The sequence below is a fragment of the Trichocoleus sp. DQ-A2 genome (assembly GCF_039961915.1).
In the GTDB taxonomy this organism is placed as follows: domain Bacteria; phylum Cyanobacteriota; class Cyanobacteriia; order Cyanobacteriales; family FACHB-T130; genus FACHB-T130.
Genome location: NZ_JAMPKD010000014.1, coordinates 156711 through 175334 on the forward strand (window position 1 = coordinate 156711; position 18624 = coordinate 175334).

17 protein-coding genes and 1 pseudogene are annotated in these 18624 nt (G+C 47.1%); 9 read left to right on the forward strand and 9 right to left on the reverse strand.

Annotation, left to right across the window (positions count from 1 at the left end; all coding sequences use genetic code 11):
- Positions 1-117: 117 nt before the first annotated feature.
- On the forward strand, positions 118-2931 hold the full coding sequence (locus tag NC997_RS16055) for a response regulator (RefSeq protein ID WP_190529993.1): 2814 nt from the start codon (positions 118-120) through the stop codon (positions 2929-2931).
- Positions 2932-2934: 3 nt separating this feature from the next.
- On the opposite strand, the gene NC997_RS16060 is transcribed toward NC997_RS16055, so the two are convergent.
- Positions 2935-3414 (reverse strand): GNAT family N-acetyltransferase, encoded by a 480-nt coding sequence (locus NC997_RS16060; protein ID WP_190529995.1) that lies wholly within the window; start codon positions 3412-3414, stop codon positions 2935-2937.
- A 13-nt stretch (positions 3415-3427) separates the two neighbouring features.
- Positions 3428-4027 carry a tRNA isopentenyl-2-thiomethyl-A-37 hydroxylase MiaE gene (gene miaE, locus NC997_RS16065; RefSeq protein WP_190530026.1) on the reverse strand — a complete coding sequence of 200 codons (600 nt, stop codon included), beginning with the start codon at positions 4025-4027 and terminating at the stop codon, positions 3428-3430.
- Between the two features lie 673 nt (positions 4028-4700).
- Between miaE and NC997_RS16070 the strand changes: the two genes are divergently transcribed.
- The gene (locus NC997_RS16070; RefSeq protein WP_190428811.1) at positions 4701-5462 is read left to right on the forward strand and encodes a metallophosphoesterase; all 762 of its coding nucleotides are present in this window, start codon (positions 4701-4703) and stop codon (positions 5460-5462) included.
- On the opposite strand, the gene NC997_RS16075 is transcribed toward NC997_RS16070, so the two are convergent.
- On the reverse strand, positions 5459-6310 hold the full coding sequence (locus tag NC997_RS16075; protein ID WP_190529997.1) for a M48 family metallopeptidase: 852 nt from the start codon (positions 6308-6310) through the stop codon (positions 5459-5461). The two genes, NC997_RS16070 and NC997_RS16075, sit on opposite strands and share 4 nt — an antisense overlap.
- A 450-nt stretch (positions 6311-6760) precedes the next feature.
- On the opposite strand from NC997_RS16075, the gene NC997_RS16080 reads away from it, so the two are divergent.
- Together NC997_RS16080 and NC997_RS16085 are read left to right on the forward strand one after the other, a co-directional pair.
- Positions 6761-6958, forward strand: coding sequence for a hypothetical protein (locus NC997_RS16080; protein WP_190413431.1), 198 nt, complete (start codon positions 6761-6763; stop codon positions 6956-6958).
- A gap of 176 nt (positions 6959-7134) precedes the next feature.
- A complete protein-coding gene (locus tag NC997_RS16085; protein WP_190413433.1) occupies positions 7135-7662 on the forward strand; it encodes a DUF4330 domain-containing protein in 528 nt (175 codons plus the stop codon).
- Between the two features lie 54 nt (positions 7663-7716).
- Here NC997_RS16085 and NC997_RS16090 read toward each other — a convergent pair whose 3' ends face one another.
- The gene (locus tag NC997_RS16090; RefSeq protein WP_190529999.1) at positions 7717-8616 is read right to left on the reverse strand and encodes an alpha/beta hydrolase; all 900 of its coding nucleotides are present in this window, start codon (positions 8614-8616) and stop codon (positions 7717-7719) included.
- 354 nt (positions 8617-8970) lie between these two features.
- Entirely contained in the window at positions 8971-9198 is a 228-nt protein-coding gene (locus NC997_RS16095) for a hypothetical protein (protein ID WP_190667755.1), read from the reverse strand.
- Between the two features lie 221 nt (positions 9199-9419).
- On the opposite strand from NC997_RS16095, the gene NC997_RS16100 reads away from it, so the two are divergent.
- Both NC997_RS16100 and NC997_RS16105 read left to right on the forward strand, forming a co-directional pair.
- Positions 9420-10004: a hypothetical protein gene (locus NC997_RS16100; RefSeq protein WP_190530001.1), complete on the forward strand. Its 585-nt coding sequence runs from the start codon at positions 9420-9422 to the stop codon at positions 10002-10004.
- 145 nt (positions 10005-10149) lie between these two features.
- Entirely contained in the window at positions 10150-10929 is a 780-nt protein-coding gene (locus tag NC997_RS16105; RefSeq protein ID WP_190530003.1) for a hypothetical protein, read from the forward strand.
- A 76-nt stretch (positions 10930-11005) separates the two neighbouring features.
- On the opposite strand, the gene NC997_RS16110 is transcribed toward NC997_RS16105, so the two are convergent.
- On the reverse strand, positions 11006-11494 hold the full coding sequence (locus NC997_RS16110) for a hypothetical protein (RefSeq protein ID WP_190413766.1): 489 nt from the start codon (positions 11492-11494) through the stop codon (positions 11006-11008).
- A gap of 89 nt (positions 11495-11583) precedes the next feature.
- Between NC997_RS16110 and NC997_RS16115 the strand changes: the two genes are divergently transcribed.
- Complete coding sequence (locus NC997_RS16115; protein WP_190530005.1) at positions 11584-12270, forward strand: polysaccharide deacetylase family protein; 687 nt, start codon at positions 11584-11586, stop codon at positions 12268-12270.
- Positions 12271-12929: 659 nt separating this feature from the next.
- Complete coding sequence (rpoD, locus tag NC997_RS16120; protein WP_190413446.1) at positions 12930-14132, forward strand: RNA polymerase sigma factor RpoD; 1203 nt, start codon at positions 12930-12932, stop codon at positions 14130-14132.
- A gap of 146 nt (positions 14133-14278) precedes the next feature.
- On the opposite strand, the gene NC997_RS16125 is transcribed toward rpoD, so the two are convergent.
- Positions 14279-14434: a chlorophyll A-B binding protein gene (locus NC997_RS16125; RefSeq protein ID WP_190530007.1), complete on the reverse strand. Its 156-nt coding sequence runs from the start codon at positions 14432-14434 to the stop codon at positions 14279-14281.
- A gap of 202 nt (positions 14435-14636) precedes the next feature.
- Here NC997_RS16125 and NC997_RS16130 point away from each other — a divergent pair, with 202 nt between their 5' ends.
- Complete coding sequence (locus NC997_RS16130) at positions 14637-17864, forward strand: glycoside hydrolase family 15 protein (RefSeq protein ID WP_190530009.1); 3228 nt, start codon at positions 14637-14639, stop codon at positions 17862-17864.
- A gap of 33 nt (positions 17865-17897) precedes the next feature.
- Here the strand turns inward: NC997_RS16130 and NC997_RS16135 are convergent.
- Together NC997_RS16135 and NC997_RS16140 are read right to left on the reverse strand one after the other, a co-directional pair.
- Positions 17898-18500 (reverse strand): annotated as a pseudogene (locus NC997_RS16135) (IS1634 family transposase); the annotation flags it as partial.
- Positions 18501-18524: 24 nt separating this feature from the next.
- The coding region (locus tag NC997_RS16140; protein WP_190524156.1) for a transposase at positions 18525-18624 on the reverse strand (100 nt) is incomplete at its 5' end.

Consider the following 18624-nt stretch of genomic DNA (forward strand, 5'->3'; position numbering starts at 1 on the left):
CAAAATGGCGTTGAATGCCTACAGAGCTAGCTCAAGCGCCTGTAATATCAATCGCAAAAATATTTAGCAATATTAATTTTTTAATCAAATTTTGTCACTAAACGTTGAGGGTAAAATATGCAGTCAGAACCGAAAGCAAATATCCTTTTGGTTGACGACCATCCAGAAAATCTGCTGGCGTTAGAGGCAGTATTGAGTAGCTTAGGGCAGAATTTAGTCAAAGCAAATTCGGGGATGGAAGCCTTAAGATGTTTGCTAAATGAGGATTTTGCTGTGATTTTGCTCGATGTCCAGATGCCAGAACTGGATGGATTTGAGACAGCAAGGCTGATTCGAGCTAGAGAGCGATCGCGCCAGACTCCAATTATTTTCCAAACCGCATACGGCACAAGCGACACTAATATATTCACAGGTTATTCCCTAGGCGCGATAGATTACCTGGTTAAGCCGATTGAACCGGAAATATTACTCTCAAAAGTATCGATGTTTGTTGACCTGTTTAAGAATACAGCACAGGTAAAACAACAAGCATTGGACTTGGAAGCCATCAATGCAGAACTTAAGAAAAACGAACAGCAATTTCGTTCTTTCAGTGCTTGTTTGCCAGTCGGCATTTTTATGACAGATATTGAAGGTAAATGCACTTATACAAACCCGCGCTGTCAAGCAATTTGTGGCTTTACACTTGAGGAAAGCTTGGGAGATGGTTGGTTGCGGTCAGTTTATCCGGAAGATAGCGATCGCGTCATCGCACAATGGTATACCTACACTCGTCAGCGGAAGGAATATTCGCACGAATGTCGCTTTCAAACACGAGAGGGAATTGTACGTTGGGCTTACATTCGGTCATCTCCTTTGCTTTCCAATAAAGGCGAACTCATCGGTTTTGTGGGAACAGTAGAAGACATTACTCCTACTAAAGAGGCAGAGGCATCACTACGAGAGAGTAAGCAAATGCTACAGCTAGTGATGAACAACATCCCGCAGTTAATTTTTTGGAAAGATAGAAAGTCTGTTTATCTGGGTTGCAATTACAACTTTGCGCGAGTAGCAGGGGTTAATACGCCAGAAGGCATTGTTGGCAAAACAGACTACGACTTGGCTTGGAATAAGGAGGAGGCGGACTGGTACCGCGAGTGTGACAACCGCATCATGGAGGCAGATACGCCCCAATATCACATCGTTGAAACTCAATTTCAATCCGATGGAAAACAGTCTTGGGCAGAAACGAATAAGATTCCACTCCATGATGATGCAGGGAATGTTGTAGGTATTCTAGGTACCTATGAAGACATCACTGATAAAAAGTTGGTAGAAGAAACTCTGAAAAAGTCTGAGGAAGAGTTAAAAATTCGAGTAGAAGAACGTACTCTTGAATTGAATCATACTATTCAGAATTTGCAAAGCGAGATTGCCGAGCGCCAGCGGACGCAACAAGAGTTACAACAAGCTAAAGAAGCCGCTGAAGTTGCTAATTGTGCCAAGTCAGATTTCTTATCTCTTGTTTCCCATGAGTTAAGAACACCTCTTACCTCTGTCTTGGGATTCGCAAAAATTATCAAGAAAAAACTAGATTCCGTTATATTTCCTGAAGTTCAAAGTGAAGATAAGAAAGTTCGGAAAACCATCAAGCAAGTAGAAGAAAACCTTGACATCATTGTGTCTGAAGGGGAAAGACTAACAAATTTAATCAATAGTGTCCTTGATTTGGCAAAGTTAGAAGCAGGAAAGATTGAGTGGAAGACAGAACCAATTTATATATCTGAAATAATTGCACAGGCAACAGCGGCTACATCCGCCTTATTTGAAACGAAGCCGCTAAAGTTAATTAAGGATATCGAAAATGAACTACCTGAGCTAGTGGGTGATAAGGATAGACTCGTTCAGGTTGTGATTAATTTAATTTCCAATGCTGTCAAATTTACGCCAGAAGGCTGCATAACTTGCAGAGCAAAAAAAATCAACAACGAGGTTATTATCAGCGTTATTGATAGTGGTATAGGCATCGCCAAGGCTGACCAAGAGCAAGTATTTGAAAAATTTAAGCAGGTAGGTGATACATTAACAGACAAACCTAAAGGAACTGGTTTAGGACTGCCCATTTGCAAGCAAATCGTAGAACATCATCAGGGTAGAATCTGGGTAGAAAGTAAATTGGGTAAAGAAAGCAACTTTTCATTCACCTTACCTATCAGTACAGGCGGAAATTTTGAGTTTGAAAAAGTTGATTTAGACACGCTTTTAAAACAACTAAAAGGTCATGTAATCACTTCTAAAGCCTCTTCTAATAAACAAAAGAAAACAATTCTGGTAGTAGATGATGAAGCATCTATTAGAGAACTTCTCACACAGCAATTGGAAGCAGAAGGTTATATTGTTAGGCAAGCTAAAGACGGTATGGATGCCATTACACAGGTTAAAAAAGAACATCCTGATTTGATTATTCTGGATGTGATGATGCCTGCCATGAATGGATTTGATGTGGCAGCAGTACTGAAAAATGACCCTGGAACTACAACCATACCGATAATCATTTTATCAATTATAGAAGACAAAGATAGAGGCTATTGTTTAGGAATTGACAGGTATTTGGCAAAGCCAATTAACCAGGAAGAACTTCTAAATGCTATTGAATCGCTTCTGGCTCAAGAAACCTCAAAGAAAAAAGTTTTGGTAGTAGATGAAGATGAATCAACAATCAAGATACTTACTGATGTGTTACAGGCAAAAGGCTACAGCGTTGTTGAAGCTTCTAACGGTCAGGAATGTCTTGAAAAGGCAATCTCAGCCAAGCCCGATATGATTATCATCGATTCAATCCTTTCAAAGCGAGACAATCTTGCCAAAACATTGCGATTTGAGAAAGGGCTGGAGAATGTTTTGTTTTTTTTAGTCGCAAACGGAAATGTAAATGGTCTAAATCAGTCGTGAGGGTTACAGGAATTTAACGTAGACGCGATCGCATCTTGCCGTCTCAACACCTGTTTCTGGTTCATACCCACTACTTTCATACAATTTGACTGCTTCTTTGAGAACGCTAGCGGTTTCAATCCAAATTTCCTGAAAACCACGAGAAGCGATCGCATTTTCGAGTTGTTCTAACAAATACTTACCCAGTCCTTGCCCTCTCACAGCTGGCAATAAATACATTTTGCGTAATTCTACCGCTCTGTTCCCGCGTTTCACTGGATAATACGCGCCAGTCCCTACCACTTTCCCTTCTCTTTCAATTACCCAAAACTCACCCCCAGGATCTTGATAAAATTTTTCTACCTCTAGAACATCCCTATCTGCCTCCTCTGGTTGCCAAGGCAAGCCATACTCGGTTAACACCGAATGGATGACATCAGCTGCAAAAGTGCGATCGCGCTTATCCCAGCCACGAATCACAAAATCCTGATATTGAGCCTTCATCTGCTTCTTGCCTTTAGCTGTGAATTCTCGGTTCTGGATGCAGCGTTTCCAGCAACTGACTCTCAACGACGGCTAATTCCTCCAGCCGTTGGTTGACAACAGCACGCTCAAAGTAAGTATCGGCAAGCACCCAATAAACGCCATAGTGACGTGCCTCAGATGCCATCAAGCTGCCATAAAATTGGGCTAACTCTGGATCGGGTAAGTGGGTGGCGAGTAATCCCAGCCGTTCGTGACTTCGAGCCTCAATCAACCCAGAAACTAGCAATGAATCTAATAACCGCTCTGGCTCCTTGGCGCGGATTTGCGTCTTCATCCCGGCACCGTACGGAGGCGCAGAGAGGGCAGCGAGGGAGATGCCACGACGTTCCAGCCACTGATTAACCAGCTCAAAGTGTTCCAGTTCTTCGCAGGCGATCCTGGTGAGCTGCCGCACCAACTGAGTATAAGAAGGGTAGCGAAACATCAAATTCAAAGCAACTCCCGCTGCTTTCCGTTCGCAGTGGGAATGATCGAGCAGAATAGTATCCACGTTAGCGCTCGCCTGATTTACCCAAGCGATACTACTAGCTTGTTTCAGGGCAATAATAACTGGCAGCGTAGCAGAAGACACAGTAGAAGACACAGGAGGCAAGGAACTTTAAGGTAAAAAACCCTGACATTTAACGATAGCGAGAGAATTTTTCTATTGATTGTCTCGCTCTGTTTCACCCAACACTCGACCGCCTTCAGAGAGATTCCCGATCCCAGAAGGTTCTACTCAAGCTAGGCGAGATATGATTAATAATGTAGTCTACCATACTTACAATTTGATACATCCCGCCACTTAGAAGAGAATTTAGAACTTAAAAGTCAGCTTTAAAAATATACCTTTGACTTTTAACTTCCCATTTCTAGTTGGTTTTCCCAGTGCTTTTTTGGTGTTCCCTATTCAGGCTGTGCATCCGCTCCGTGAAACTCTTAATACAAGGACATTCCCTTTTTTGACATTCTCCTACTTGATTGACTTACTAATCAACCCAGTTTTAGCGTGGTTATCAGTTTTAACGGGCTATAAGTTGCATCTAGCTGTAACGGAGCAGACGCAACAAACATATTACCAATGGCTTATTGGTAAGACATTGGAATTTGATGATACTGTGCTGCGTTTGAAAGTCACTCCCCCACCCGCGCTATAACCTGGGCGACATGACTAGGGATGTCCATGAGTGTATAAGTTTTGATCGACAGTGATTCGGTGTCTTACTTTGAGGCGCTATCTAAGGTTGTGAGTAATCGGATTGAGGATGAGCAAAATGACCCCCCGTCGCATTGTGATTGGTGATGTACATGGCCACTACGAAGGCCTGATGACCTTATTGGAAGCGATCGCTCCTTCCTCAAATGACTCGGTTTATTTTTTGGGGGATTTAATCGATCGAGGGCCTCACAGCGCTCAGGTTGTTAAATTTGTCAAGCAAAATTCCTACCATTGTTTGTTGGGCAACCACGAGCAAATGTTATTAGACGTGTTGGGCGATGGACAAATTTACGGCCCAGCGCTGCAAGGATGGCTCTACAGTGGCGGTCATGCAACCGTGAACAGTTATGGGGAAGCGGGTATTCCAACAGAGGATATCGAGTGGATGCGATCGCTACCCACATATTTAGACTTAGGCGATGTCTGGTTGGTTCATGCAGGCGTCCATCCGCAAATTCCCTTCGAGAAGCAAACCGCTGAGGAATTTTGCTGGATTCGCGAAGAATTTCACAGCATTCCCCAGCCCTACTTCCCCGATAAACTGATCGTTACAGGTCACACCATCACCTTTACCCTGCCTGGAGTTGCACCAGGAAAACTTGCTCAAGGCAACGGCTGGCTTGACATCGATACGGGTGCCTATCACCAGAAAAGTGGCTGGTTGACAGGCTTGGATCTCACGAACAACTTGGTTTATCAAGTCAATGTGGCGCGGCGTCGCGTTCGCAAACTACCCCTGAAAGAAGCAGTGACGCAAATCGATCCATCCCAGGTAAGTCGGATGCGCCGCCAAATGCTCAAACCTTAAGTCAGGGCGCGAATTTTCGCTTTATAAGCCTGCTTATCCAACCCATCACCGACGTTGGCATCTTCCGGGTCAATGGCACGTTCCAAAGCTTTTATCCGATCCGAGGTTGCCGGATGGGTACTTAAGAATGTAGGCACCGAATTTGCCCTGAGCAGCTTTTCCATGAAAGCCACCATTCCAGAGGGAGCATAGCCTGCCCTAATCATGGTTTGCAGTCCCTTTTGATCCGCCTCGAATTCATCTTGCCGACTGTTCGGACGCCGTAGAGCCAAATCCACGCCAATTTGAACGGCTAGGTTACGATCCAACCCCGCTGCTGCCGCTACGCCGCGAGCTAGCGCACTTTTTCGCATCTGCTCAATTGCATGACGACCGGCAATATGACCGATTTCGTGACTCATGACACTCGCTAGCTGAGCTTCATTATCTGCTGCTGTGAGCAAGCCAGTGTTGACGTAGACAAAGCCTCCCATTGTCGCAAAGGCATTGAGACCCTTATCGTTAACGACTTGAAACGTATAAGGAATATCAGGGCGATCGCTCTTCGCCACCAACCGCTGACCAATCTCTTCAACGTAGCGAACGATTTGCGGATTGCGATACAGCCGAATCTCCCGACTGACCAGCTGGTTATTAATTGCCCGACCAATTTGGACTTCCTGTTTATCAGAAATACTCGACAGCTGAATTACCTGAACGCCGCGCAAAATCAAGTCAAACAACGAGATCGCTTGCCCAGGCTGAGGCAAACCGACACAAATAAACAGCGCCACTACAGATGAGAGGAACGGATAGAACCAGCGGCGGGAGGAACGACGAGAAAAAAATGACAAGGGGTTCAACTTCATAGCGAATACGAGTGATAATCAAATCGACAGTTGCGATCGGCGACCAGTCTTGACAATTTCAACACTCCCTACCCTGAAAGCAGGCGAGGCAACACTACATTTTTTAAGTCACAATTTCGGGTTCTTGTTCTTCTTCCCAAGCATCAGCCCAGAGAAAGAGAATCTTATAGAATGCGATCGCTCCGCGTAAATGTGACAACAACTTTCATTAGTCTGAAACAAACAGACGTGATTTGAGAATTCTAAGTTGCAGCTTCAACCGCAATCGAGATATTTTGCGATCGCTCAAGCCTGGGCAGAGCCTCAAACTAAGATCGATCCCCGTACAATACTGATTCGGTACTCCTGAAAATTTAGCCATTTTTCATCACTAGATTCGGTGAATGTCCTGATGAACTGGAGGACAAGTTTACCGAAAATTTAAATAGAATCCTGTGCCCCGATAACCAGATGCAAGCTCAAAGCCTCTCCCTAACGATCGCTCAATTAGTCGAGCAATTATTAACTACGCGCAGAATTACTCGCCATGACCAACAACGGCTGATGGCGGCGCTGTTATCGAAGACCGCTCTCAGCTCCGAAGAGCAGATCCAAGTCAACCGAGTATTTGACAGCCTGAAGCAAGGCTACATCCGTGTCGTAGACTAAGTTAGGCAGTCTTTTCAGGAAGGCTTTACAACCAGCCATCTGCCAGCACTCTCTAGGCTACACTCATGGTACTCTGACAAAAGACTGCCGGATTAAGTATCATCTACCTTGTGATTTGTAGAGTTAGAGGTTACTGAATCTCCCCAGTTTTTTAGCTAGAGCCAGGACAATTCTGCATGAAGATTTTGGATTCTCAAGGTCGCTTATTCGGCAAGGTGAGCATCTTAGATGTGGGTGCTGCCTTAGTGATTCTCTCAGTTATTGTAGGAATCTTCTTTTTTCCCGGCACTTCCGGTTCGGTTGCCCAAGTCGGCGTTACCACAAAACCCGTAGAAATGGATTTGATTGTCCGGGGTTTAAATGTGCGAGATCCCCAGGCTTTAATCGACCAGTTCCAGAAGGACAAAAAAACGAATATTATTATCCGCAATCAACCCGCCGGACAGATGGAGATTAAATCCATCAAGATCCTGCCCCGAAGCGTAACCGTCCCGCAACCGGATGGTTCTGTCAAAGCGCTCCCCGATCCTAGACCTGATTCTTTCAGTACCGATATGCTGATGACTTTCGGTACTAAAGCCCAAATCACAAAAGATGGGCCGGTTGTCGGCGGTACCAAACTCAAAATTGGCATTCCAGTAGAACTAGACGGCTCAGGTTATAACTTCAATTCCACAGTCATTGATATCCGGTTCCCAGACTAATCTTGCGGTAGAGAAACCCACTATTTTCTAAAATAATGGGTTTCTTTGACATTTCTAGTCCAGCAAGTCTAAAAATCGCCGGATGAAGCCGATTGTCACCGCAGGCAGTTCCAGTTGGGGCGTCAATCCCACATCATCAAGCGCCTGAAAAACTCGGACAGCTTGCGGATTTAAAGCTGCCAGCCGCCTGCCAACTTCCGGACCCGTAAACTCGGACTTTTCCCCCCACATTATGGCAGTAGGCGCGTTTAGCTGAGTGATGTACAGGGATAGATCGAAGCATAAATCTCCCCGAACAAAAGAGAGCGCTGCATATTCCGCATTGGGTTGTTGGGCAGATTGCAAATAAGCGTCTACGATTTCCTGATATACGCGACGGCTACGAGCAAATTGTCGCTGTTCTAAGAAACTACGGATGCCAACCTCCGTAGCAACGCCCGTGCTATAGAGCAAGCGATCCAGAATGGGCGTAGCAACGAGTTGGGCAAAGAAGCTACGGGTGTAATTTTCCCCAAAGTCAGACAGACCCGCCGGTGTGGTGAGAATCAGGGACTTAAAGAGATCGGGGCGAGCGATCGCAGCTCTAATTGTAAAAGCAGCCGTGAGAGAAGATGCCACGACGGGTACTGGCTCGTTACAAGTCTGCTCGATGAACTCAATAATTGTGTTGATGTAGTCATCTATCTGGTAATTGCGTGCGGGGTGGTCAGACCGACCCCAACCAATTAGGTCGGGTGCAATCACTCGATAATCGGTTGCAAAAGCTGGATAGACTTTCGACCATTCGTAGGCGGATGACCCACCACCAAAGCCATGTAGGAAAACCAACGTGGGCAGATTCTCTGACATGGCTGCATCCGCCGAGCGCCAAGGTGCCCCCTTGGGGGTGTAGTACACCACTCTTCCCAAGGAAGTGACAATCGATTGCATCTCAAAGCCGGGTGGCTGAATCATGAATAAACCTCATTGTTATCGCCACGAGCGCTCATTGTCGCGAATTGTTGAGTGTTAGAACGTCTGACTACTGGTTGATTCCTAACACCCAGTTTCAATCGGCGATGCTCAGTTGAGCTGGTGACTGATACTATTTTAGATTTTTGCTTTAGACTTTGAACGATGAAACGCTTGCATATAGGTGGTTTCAGAATTTCTCATCGGGTAGCGTCAGACCAAACGATCTAGCAGCAAATGCGCCCAGCCTAACTGGAGCAACGATCCTGTAATTTATCCGCAATTTAAAGAAACGATAAAACAACCGTCTTGAAATTAAAGATTTTGCAAATAGTTATCCCTAAAGGCAGATGTAAATTAAGGTAAAAATACATCAGCCGGTTGATAAGACTTTCCGCTATGCCAATCCAGCCGCTGGTTTTTTTCCGCCAAATTAGAAAAAATCAGAGATAATCCAAACGGTAGGGGGTGAAACCCCTCACCGGGTTTTTGCGTATTTAAGTAACAGGGTGTGTGCGATCGCGATGGCAATCGGTCATCAGCCAATGTTGATGACTGGAACATTTCTTCTAAAACTTCCCTCACAAGAAATTAAAAATGCGGAATTTTTTGCCTGAGGGAAGAAGCATTACTCGGAATCAGATCGTAAAAGACGCCCCATAAGTCAAGGAGGCTGAATGAACAGAGGGGGGATTAGTAGCTTCAGGTCGTCACTCCCAAGTGATAGCTCCGTCAAGTCTGGAGATATCTGCGTCGGAGTAATAAACGGCGATCCAGTTCTTGAAAAAGTACATTCACAGAATGTTATGGCAAAGCAATGCAGTCTTCCGTGGGATGAAATCAGCGACTTTAACGCATCCGCATCCGCACCAACAATTGAGTCGCTCAGTGGGTCCACCGTTGTCGCTTCTCCTAGCGAGGAGCCGGCTAGCGCTGACTCCGGCTTCCCCTTACATAAGGGAACCTGCGTTCGCCTCAACATGGAAGACTTGAAATGCTTTGACGTGGTGGAGCGCCAGTTTCAGCAATGGGGTCTCACGTTTAGAAATGCGATCGCTCTCCATCCCTCCAACCCCGCTTTCCCCCCTCGATCTGGCACCACCGTCCTCATGGGTGCCCCTAAAAACGGCTTGATAGAAATTTCCTTTGAGTTTCCGGTTCGCTTTGTCAGCGGCTTTGTCACCAGTTCTCAGCGAACAATTTTATCTGCCTACGACCAGCAAAACCAACTCCTGGGACGCTCGGAGTTAACAGAGCCAAATCTAGCCGGAACGGATTCCAATATTCCTCCGAACAGTCAGCTGAGCGTCGCAGTACCAAATATCTATCGGATCACCTTCTACGCTTTTGATGGCTGTCTGACCGTCGATGACTTGAGCTTTGGTTTGTGAGCGGTCATCGGTCATTGGTTCGTAGTCATTGGTCAACTTGGTAAAACAAAGGACGAATGACTACGGGCTACGAGCTTAGGACTAAAAGGTATTACGATAGTTAACTCGTTAGGTATAATCTATCTGACTTAAGCAGGAAACTTTCGTGGCACAGGCGTCGTCTTGGCGACAACAACTCGTAAACCAGATCCAATTGGCTCTGTCGCAGAAACAATTAAAAATGCCAGTCCTCAAGCTGTTTCCCCGGCACCCAAGTCAGGGATCGGGCAGCTGGCTGGTGGTGAGCGCCGTTGTGGTGGTGATGCTGTTCTGGAACTGGAAGCTCCTACTGGCTACCGGCGCTGGTGTGTTAGTAATGTTGCTGGTTTACCTGATGCAGGAGTGGGACTGGCAAGTACACTGGTCGAGCCTGCAACGGTTTTTTAGTGGTTCCAACCGGCAATTAACGCTTGCCGTTGGCAGTGGCGGCATTGCCAGCCTCAGCACCTATATGGCAGTTTCCATCTGGGTAGACTCTGACAGTCCCTGGATTGCTGCTGGTGCAATTCTTCAAGGTCTGGGCACTCTGGCAACCCTAATCCTCTTGGTCTGGCAAATTATTAGCCGTCAACTGAATCGGGATGAAGCTAACCTGAACCATTGGTTAACGGAGCTGACGCAGGTAGACCCCCTGAAGCGTCTGATTGCGGTTCGCCGACTTTGTGCCTTAGTCACAGAGGCTCGGTTAGAGCGGGAGCATCGACGTAGTGTTGCCGAATACTTTCGGCTGATGCTGAATCAAGAACCGGAAGCGGCGATCCGAGATGCGGTTCTCGATGGCCTGCAAGCATTGGAGAGTAACCAGCCGTTAATTAAAGCTAGTCAACCGTTAAAGACGCCTGTTGTTTTGAAGCGCTCTGTGGCTAAAGTCCGCAGGAAGAATTAAGCAGGGGGGCAGAGGAGCCGAGAGACAGGGAAGAAGCGATCGCCCCCGCCTTAATTTTTGCTTTTTAATATCTCTTTTAATTCTCAAACTTGGGTTCCGCTTTCTCCACAGAGGAATCATTGACTCCTAGCGTCAGCTCTAAAGGCGTTTGGGAAGGATATGCCTTGACAACCTCTCGATAGACATCGTAATTCGTCGGCAAGGTAACACTCTGCCCGTTGCTGCGATAAGTAATTTGGTAATTCACATCTCGCAAAATCTCTGGCTGGCTTGCCTTTTCGGCAGGTTGCAGTCGCTGTTCAATTTCATCAAGCGTGGGTCGTGGTGGCAGTGCAGACCACCAAAGTTCCCGTTCGTCGGGGCCAATTACCGCGCCTTCTGGCTTCTCCCCATTGCGGTTGAGTAAGGAAGTAGAGCCAAAAGTTTCGATTCGCTCTTGATTGCGACCCGGATTAGTCGAGTAACCGACTTTCCAAGTTAAAGTTGTCCGGGCGGTTGCTTCATACTGGTTAGTGGTTACGGTGCTGCACCCAGAGAGAGCAAATAAAAGAGAAGCTCCCGCCAGTATGGCAAAACATGGGCTTTGTTGTTTAAATTGACCTTTGAGACTCACCGTCTGTTGACACCCATTAGAAAAACGACATCAAAGAGCAAATGCAGCTAGCTCCGCTATTTCCTATTGTGTACCGAATTCTTCAGCCTGCCTTTCCCCGTTGTCTGTGGTCGGGTACTGGAAATTCACGAGCGATCGCTCTCACGTTTGATGATGGTCCCCATCCCCAATACACTCCCGAACTCTTGAAAGTGCTAGACCACTACAACATACCCGCAAGTTTTTTTTGGCTGGGTGTTTGCGTTAACCGCGCACCAGCAACTGCCAAAGAAGTCTACCGGCGAGGTCACTGGCTTGGGCTGCATGGGTACGATCATCGCGCTTTTCCCAAGCTGAGTCCATCTGACCTCAAACAAAGTATGGAACAGACACAGCAGGCGATCCAACAAGCCTGTCAACTCGATCCACAATTTGTTCGTGACGTTCGACCCCCTAATGGTTTGTTTACACCCCAGACTTTAGATTTATTGCAGCAGTGGAACTATCGACCTGTCATGTGGAGCGTGGTGCCGGAAGACTGGGTACAGCCTGGGGTTAGCGTCGTCGTACAGCGAGTTTTGCGGCAAGTCCAAAATGGTTCGGTCATTGTTTTGCATGATGGCTATTATGGAGGTCAAGATGTGGCTGAAACGACCGCCCAGCTAGTGCCTAAACTATTGCAGCAAGGATATCAATTTGTTACCATCGATGCGCTGTGGCAGCAAAGTCAGTTGACCTTTTTAACCTAAAAGGGAAATATATTGATGTTTTCTCTGTCACATTTTGGCTCTTGTTGATTAGAATGACGGAATAGAATTCAGCCATTTGTCGCAACCCATCGCCCATCAAGCGTCAGTAGGATAGAGTTGCATTTAAGCAAAATGCGAAATCAAGCAATATTTTCTCTAGTTTTGCCTAAACGTTCATTACTGCTTAGTGCTACTCTCCCCAAACCTTTGACGCTTAACTATAGGCTATTTATAGAAAGACAGCGCTCAACTGGCTGGAGGCATCACCAAATCAACCAGCGAGTGTTGCTGGTAAATCCTGTACAAGCTAGTTGAAGGAGATGAGATCGGAGTGGGTGTATCAATTCCAATCGGATTATCCATTGGGAAAAGCCGCCTTGACATTAACTTCATATTTGAAGGTTTAAATAAACCAAAAGCGTGCAAGTTTTGTGAGAAAGGCTACAATCGGAAAGGTTTTGAACACTACCAGCATTAACACCTATTTCAACGCGGTTATCGAACGCTGGCGTTGCACGCAAGCGCATTCTCTCTTTTCTCTCATTGAGCCAGTCAGCAAGCGTTGAAAGCTGGCAAGGTATAACGACTGGCTAACTTGTTTTGTAGATTAACTAACACCATCTTCTGGTCTTTAACTGAAGGAGCATGAGGAATTCGGCATGACCCAGGCCAACGACGTACTCGAAATCATCACTCCGCCTGAGAGCGAGTTGGATCTCTTAATTGATGAAGACGCGGATCAAGACGACTTTGTAGACGTAACGCCCGATGAAGACGAAGGTAAGCCTGGTAAGGTCAGTAGATCCCGTCGTCGGGTGCAAACGAAAAAGAAACACTACACTGAGGATTCGATTCGTCTCTATTTACAAGAAATTGGTCGGATTCGTCTCTTAAGAGCCGATGAAGAAATTGAACTCGCACGCAAGATAGCCGACTTACTAGAATTAGAGCGTTTGCGCGAGCAACTGATCGAAAATCTGGAGCGGGAACCGCAGGATATAGAGTGGGCTGAGGGAGTGCTGAAATCTGAGCGAGTCTGGGAACAACTCGCTACTCAGCTAGGGCGAGAACCCCAACAAGAAGAGTGGTCTAAAGAGGTGAAGAAGCGCCTACCAGCGTTCCGACATCGCCTCTATGTAGGTCGCCGCGCTAAAGACAAAATGGTGCAGTCAAACCTGCGTTTGGTGGTTTCGATTGCCAAAAAATATATGAATCGCGGCTTATCCTTCCAAGACTTGATTCAGGAAGGCAGTCTAGGCTTGATTCGAGCCGCTGAAAAATTTGACCACGAAAAAGGTTACAAATTCTCCACGTATGCGACGTGGTGGATTCGTCAGGCAATTACGAGAGCGATCGCGGATCAATCTCGCACCATTCGACTACCTGTTCACCTGTACGAAACCATTTCTCGGATCAAAAAAACTACCAAGCTTCTATCCCAAGAAATGGGTCGCAAACCCACTGAAGAAGAAATCGCTACTCGCATGGAAATGACCATCGAGAAACTGCGATTCATTGCTAAATCAGCTCAGTTACCCATTTCTCTAGAAACTCCCATCGGTAAAGAAGAAGACTCCCGTCTGGGTGACTTCATCGAAGCAGATGGTGAAACCCCCGAAGATCAAGTTTCTAAAAACCTCCTCCGGGAAGATCTAGAAAGCGTCCTCGACACCCTCAGCCCCCGCGAACGGGATGTGCTGCGTCTGCGCTACGGTTTGGATGATGGACGCATGAAAACTCTTGAAGAAATCGGTCAAATCTTCAACGTTACCCGCGAACGGATTCGTCAAATTGAAGCGAAAGCTCTCCGCAAGTTGCGGCATCCCAATCGCAACAGTATTCTCAAAGAATACATTCGCTAGACAATCCTTTTTAGCGAGATAAATAATAGTAGGGGCGGGTTTCTTTACCTGCCCCTACTATTATTTGGGAAACAAAAAACTGGGAGTTCCTAGATAAACTCCCAGCGAGCTTTTGAAATTGACCAAATTTATAAAATTGAAATATATTACATCAGACCCCAGAAGTGAAGAACGCCTTGACCTGTGGTGAGTTCAATCATCATGGCAATGAAAAAGCCGATCGTGGCAAAACGCCCATTCCAATTTTTAGCTTGGGGCGTAAAGCCAATCTTGGTTGCATCGTTGCGGTCTTGAGTTTGCATAGTCTTAACTCTGTAAAATAAACTTTTGTTACCATCTGTACAAGAATGTAACTAAAGAATTGTGAACGCGCAGCAATCTGCTTCGCGAGGCAGATGAATTTTAGCTTTGGTGCGAAAATAAAAAGCACTTGGGCTGGATTTCTGACACTCTCTTCGTTTTGCCGGGGACGACCCCCAGCACCCCTCTCTTTAGGAGAATGATATGTTGCTAAACGCCTCACAACCGCTAAGCGATCGCCTAGACGATTACTACCACCAGATCAAGGCTGTCATTCTCAACCGTCAAAATCCGATTACGGGTCTGTTGCCCGCCAGTACTGCAATTAACGCCCACGGCGACTACACCGATGCCTGGGTACGCGACAACGTTTACAGCATTCTCGCCGTTTGGGGATTGGCGCTAGCTTACCGCAAAGTCGATGAAGATAAGGGGCGCACCTACGAGCTAGAACAAAGCGTCGTCAAGCTGATGCGCGGGCTGTTGTTCTGTATGATGCGACAGAGCCACAAAGTTGAGCAATTTAAACAAAGCCAATCCCTCCTAGACTGCCTGCACGCCAAATACAACACCAGCAGCGGTGATGTCGTAGTCGGCGATGACGCTTGGGGACACTTGCAGTTGGATGCCACCTCGCTATTTCTGCTGATGCTGGCTCAGATGACGGCATCGGGGTTACATATCATCTACGCCATTGACGAAGTCAACTTTGTCCAAAATCTGGTCTATTACATTGGCAGAACTTACCGAACCCCCGATTATGGGATTTGGGAGCGAGGAAATAAGATAAACCGGGGGAATCCAGAACTAAATGCCAGTTCGGTCGGGATGGCAAAAGCCGCTTTAGAAGCAATTAGCGGACTGGATTTATTTGGAGTGCGAGGTTCTCAGGCTTCTGTAATTCACGTGCTGCCGGATGAAATTGCTCGCGCCCGCATGACCCTGAAATCCCTGTTACCAAGAGAATCTAGCTCCAAAGAAGTGGATGCGGCTAGCTTAAGCGTCATTAGTTTCCCAGCCTTTGCGGTGGAAAATATGGAGCTGATGGAACGCACTCGACAGAAAATCATCGACAAGCTGGAGGGACGCTACGGCTGCAAACGCTTTTTGCGAGATGGACACCAAACTGTTTTGGAAGATACCAGCCGCTTGCACTACGAACCTTGGGAATTGCAGCAATTTGAGCATATTGAGTGCGAATGGCCTTTATTTTTCACCTACCTGGTTCTGGATGGCTTGTTTCGAGGAGACATGGAACAAGTTAAGGACTATCAAGAGTGCCTGGAGTTTCTGCTGATTGAGCAGGACGGTTTGCGGCTGCTACCGGAGCTTTATTATGTCCCGGCGGAAAAGATTGAGGCGGAGAGACAGAACCCCCACACCCAACCGCGCCTGCCGAATGAAAATATCCCCTTGGTGTGGGCGCAAAGCTTGTACCTGCTAGGAGAAATGCTGAGTGAAAAGTTAATCGCGGTGGGAGATATTGACCCGCTGGGACGGCACCTGAGTGTGGGTCGGGAAGGAAACCCGATGGTACAAATTGCGCTGCTGGCAGAAGATGAAAAGTTACAGGCTGAATTAGCAGTCCACGGCATTGCAACCCAGACGCCGCAACAACTGGAGCCGATTCAGGTGCGTCAAGCAACAGAACTCTCAGCGGTTTATACCCAAATTGGGCGGAACGACAAGCTGGGACTCACGGGCAGGCCCGTGCGCCGGTTGCGGACTTTAACAACATCGAGGATTTTTCGTATTCGCAGCGAGACGATTGTCTTCTTACCGTCATTTTTGGATCAACAGCAGTTTTACCTGACCCTTGACTACCATTTCTTAGTTGCTGAAATTCAGAGCGAACTTGCTTATATTCAGCGCAATTGGTTTGAGCTAGGGCGTCCTACCATGACGTTGTTGCTGACCCACGCAATGCTGGAAACCGGCTCAGAGGCGCTTCTGGAACTGATGCAGGAGCTAAAAGATGGTTTATGCAATGGGGTTCGAGTGAAATTGGGGCGGCTGAATCAGCTGATGCTGACATCTGGGACACAACGAATTGATTTTCTACACGACTTTGAGTTTACCCAATCGCCGGTTCAAGATGCCGCGACACGACGGTACTACCTGACCAGCCATCCTGATAAAAATTGGCCGCTGGGTAATACTCAAGAATTTATGCTGGAGTGCGAAACCAATTTGGGGTTATTGCTCTCTAGCCTGCGGGAGTCGGAAAACATCTACGAACAAATCGAGTTGTTGCATACCTTGGTGCGGTTGCAGGGATTGGATTTTGATACCGGCTTTGGAGGGCCGGAACAGCGAGTGACAGTGGCGGATTTGCTGGATGAAGTTTACACCAAGGCAGGCACCAGCGAAGCGTCCCCCCACTGGACGGTGGTACGTCATGCGGCTGGGTTACTGAATAAGGTTGATATTGGCTTGTCGGATGCGGTGACGGATATCCTGGTGCGGGGCAAGCAGATTACGGTGGGCAAGGCGTATACTGAGGCGTCGCTGATGGCACGCCCGATGTCTTATACAGAAATTATGGACAAGATCCGCGAGTTCTGTGGGGAGGATATTCGCGATCGCGTCTTCACTCAAGAAATCCTAATTTACCTAGGTCTGCTGATCAAGGGGGAACCTCAGCTATTTGATGGTTTGCTAACGCTACGGGTGGGATATTTGATCCTGCTGTTGACTAGCGAATTGGCGCACGAGTTACGCCTGACTCAGGATGAAGCTTACGAACACTTGATGCAGTTAAGTCCTTTTGAAGTGAGAATGCGGCTGCGCCAAGTATTGGCTGGGTATGAGGGGATGAATCAAGTGCTGCGTCAGCAAGAATCTTTACACGTTAAACAGCAGGAACAGGAGATTGAGTGGGTGGTGCCGGTGGAACCCGATGAGGAAGAGGCACCCACTGCTGGGGGTTGGTTGCGACAGCGACAATTGGACGGGGCGCTCAATCGAGTCCCGAAAGATTTTTATCCCAGCGTTTGGAGATTGCTGAAACACTGCAAAGGTGTAGTAATTGGGGATAAGCTAGAGCGTCGCAATCGTTTGGATAGCCATTTAATTTTGTCAGAAATGACGCCAGGAGAAAAGAATTTTGCCCTGCGAATCGAGCATTTGCTCAATAAAATACAGGCACCGGAATACCGAAAGGTAAATATTGAGGCATTAATGGAATTGGCAGCGATTGCTCAAGCGAATCCAGAGCTACAAGTAGAAGAATATATTGTGCTAGATGTGCTAATTGGTCATGCCGTGCGCTTGGCTTGGTTGGAAAAATTTCCAGAAAGAGCAGACCGCTATGACGAGTATAAAGCCGCTGCATGGCGTGCCTTTTACGGCACTTCTCCCAGAGATTGTGCGGCTTCTATTGTCAAAGCGTTCCGCTTCCTGACTCAATTTGGGCAACGCAGTGCTGCATAAAGTTGCTTAGATTGAACCCACATTCCGCAGGTTTCAAACCAGTAGGTAGTATTTCTGGCAAGCCGCCCCCAGGAAGCGGAGAATGCGCTGCCGTTCCTCGGTCAAATTGACCACTTGATGGAGGTGGTCCATCTCTACTAGATGCACCGACTGAAAACATTGGAAGATCCAACGCAAGGTTGGCGTTTGAGTCGGTTTTTTGAGTTGATTTTTGAGGCTCTGCTTGGACTGGCTCAAGGCTTGGCGTAACTTGCGTTGCCCTAAACTGTAGACCAGTAAACACAGCCCCATCACCATCGCCAGTGCGGCTACTCGCTGGGGGGATTTAAGGAACACACTGGCGGTGAAGAACAACGGGTCTTTGAGGAAGCGAAAGCCACGTTCGGTTGATTGTTGCGCTTTGTACTGTGTGAGCAACGCTTCATCGCTCAGTTCAGAGGAGTCTAAGACATTGGTAGCAAGAATGAAACGCCCTGAGCGTCGGGTTTCGATGGCAATTGCCGTAGCATCTTCCACCACGCTGGCTTGTATGCCAAAGCGCAGTTGGCTCAGCCGGTCACAGTTGGGTTGGGAGCGTTTGTGTTGGGTTTTGGTAGGGTGTTCCACGACCGTCACTTGAGCCAGACAATGATAGCGCCAGGTGTGTTCTAGGGCGTGTCATCAATTAAGCCAGATGACCGTAGCAGCTAGATAAATACCGCCCAGGAAACTCTCCGCCAGCTTGTCGTAGCGTGTAGCGAGCGCTCGATACTGTTTGAGT

Excerpts from the sequence above, each read along its gene's own strand:
- NC997_RS16055 (WP_190529993.1), top strand. The coding sequence starts at position 118 with ATGCAGTCAGAACCGAAAGCAAATATCCTTTTGGTTGACGACCATCCA.
- NC997_RS16060 (WP_190529995.1), bottom strand. The coding sequence starts at position 3,414 with ATGAAGGCTCAATATCAGGATTTTGTGATTCGTGGCTGGGATAAGCGC.
- NC997_RS16070 (WP_190428811.1), top strand. The coding sequence starts at position 4,701 with ATGAGCAAAATGACCCCCCGTCGCATTGTGATTGGTGATGTACATGGC.
- NC997_RS16075 (WP_190529997.1), bottom strand. The coding sequence starts at position 6,310 with ATGAAGTTGAACCCCTTGTCATTTTTTTCTCGTCGTTCCTCCCGCCGC.
- NC997_RS16080 (WP_190413431.1), top strand. The coding sequence starts at position 6,761 with ATGCAAGCTCAAAGCCTCTCCCTAACGATCGCTCAATTAGTCGAGCAA.
- NC997_RS16085 (WP_190413433.1), top strand. The coding sequence starts at position 7,135 with ATGAAGATTTTGGATTCTCAAGGTCGCTTATTCGGCAAGGTGAGCATC.
- NC997_RS16090 (WP_190529999.1), bottom strand. The coding sequence starts at position 8,616 with ATGATTCAGCCACCCGGCTTTGAGATGCAATCGATTGTCACTTCCTTG.
- NC997_RS16100 (WP_190530001.1), top strand. The coding sequence starts at position 9,420 with ATGGCAAAGCAATGCAGTCTTCCGTGGGATGAAATCAGCGACTTTAAC.
- NC997_RS16115 (WP_190530005.1), top strand. The coding sequence starts at position 11,584 with ATGCAGCTAGCTCCGCTATTTCCTATTGTGTACCGAATTCTTCAGCCT.
- rpoD (WP_190413446.1), top strand. The coding sequence starts at position 12,930 with ATGACCCAGGCCAACGACGTACTCGAAATCATCACTCCGCCTGAGAGC.
- NC997_RS16125 (WP_190530007.1), bottom strand. The coding sequence starts at position 14,434 with ATGCAAACTCAAGACCGCAACGATGCAACCAAGATTGGCTTTACGCCC.
- NC997_RS16130 (WP_190530009.1), top strand. The coding sequence starts at position 14,637 with ATGTTGCTAAACGCCTCACAACCGCTAAGCGATCGCCTAGACGATTAC.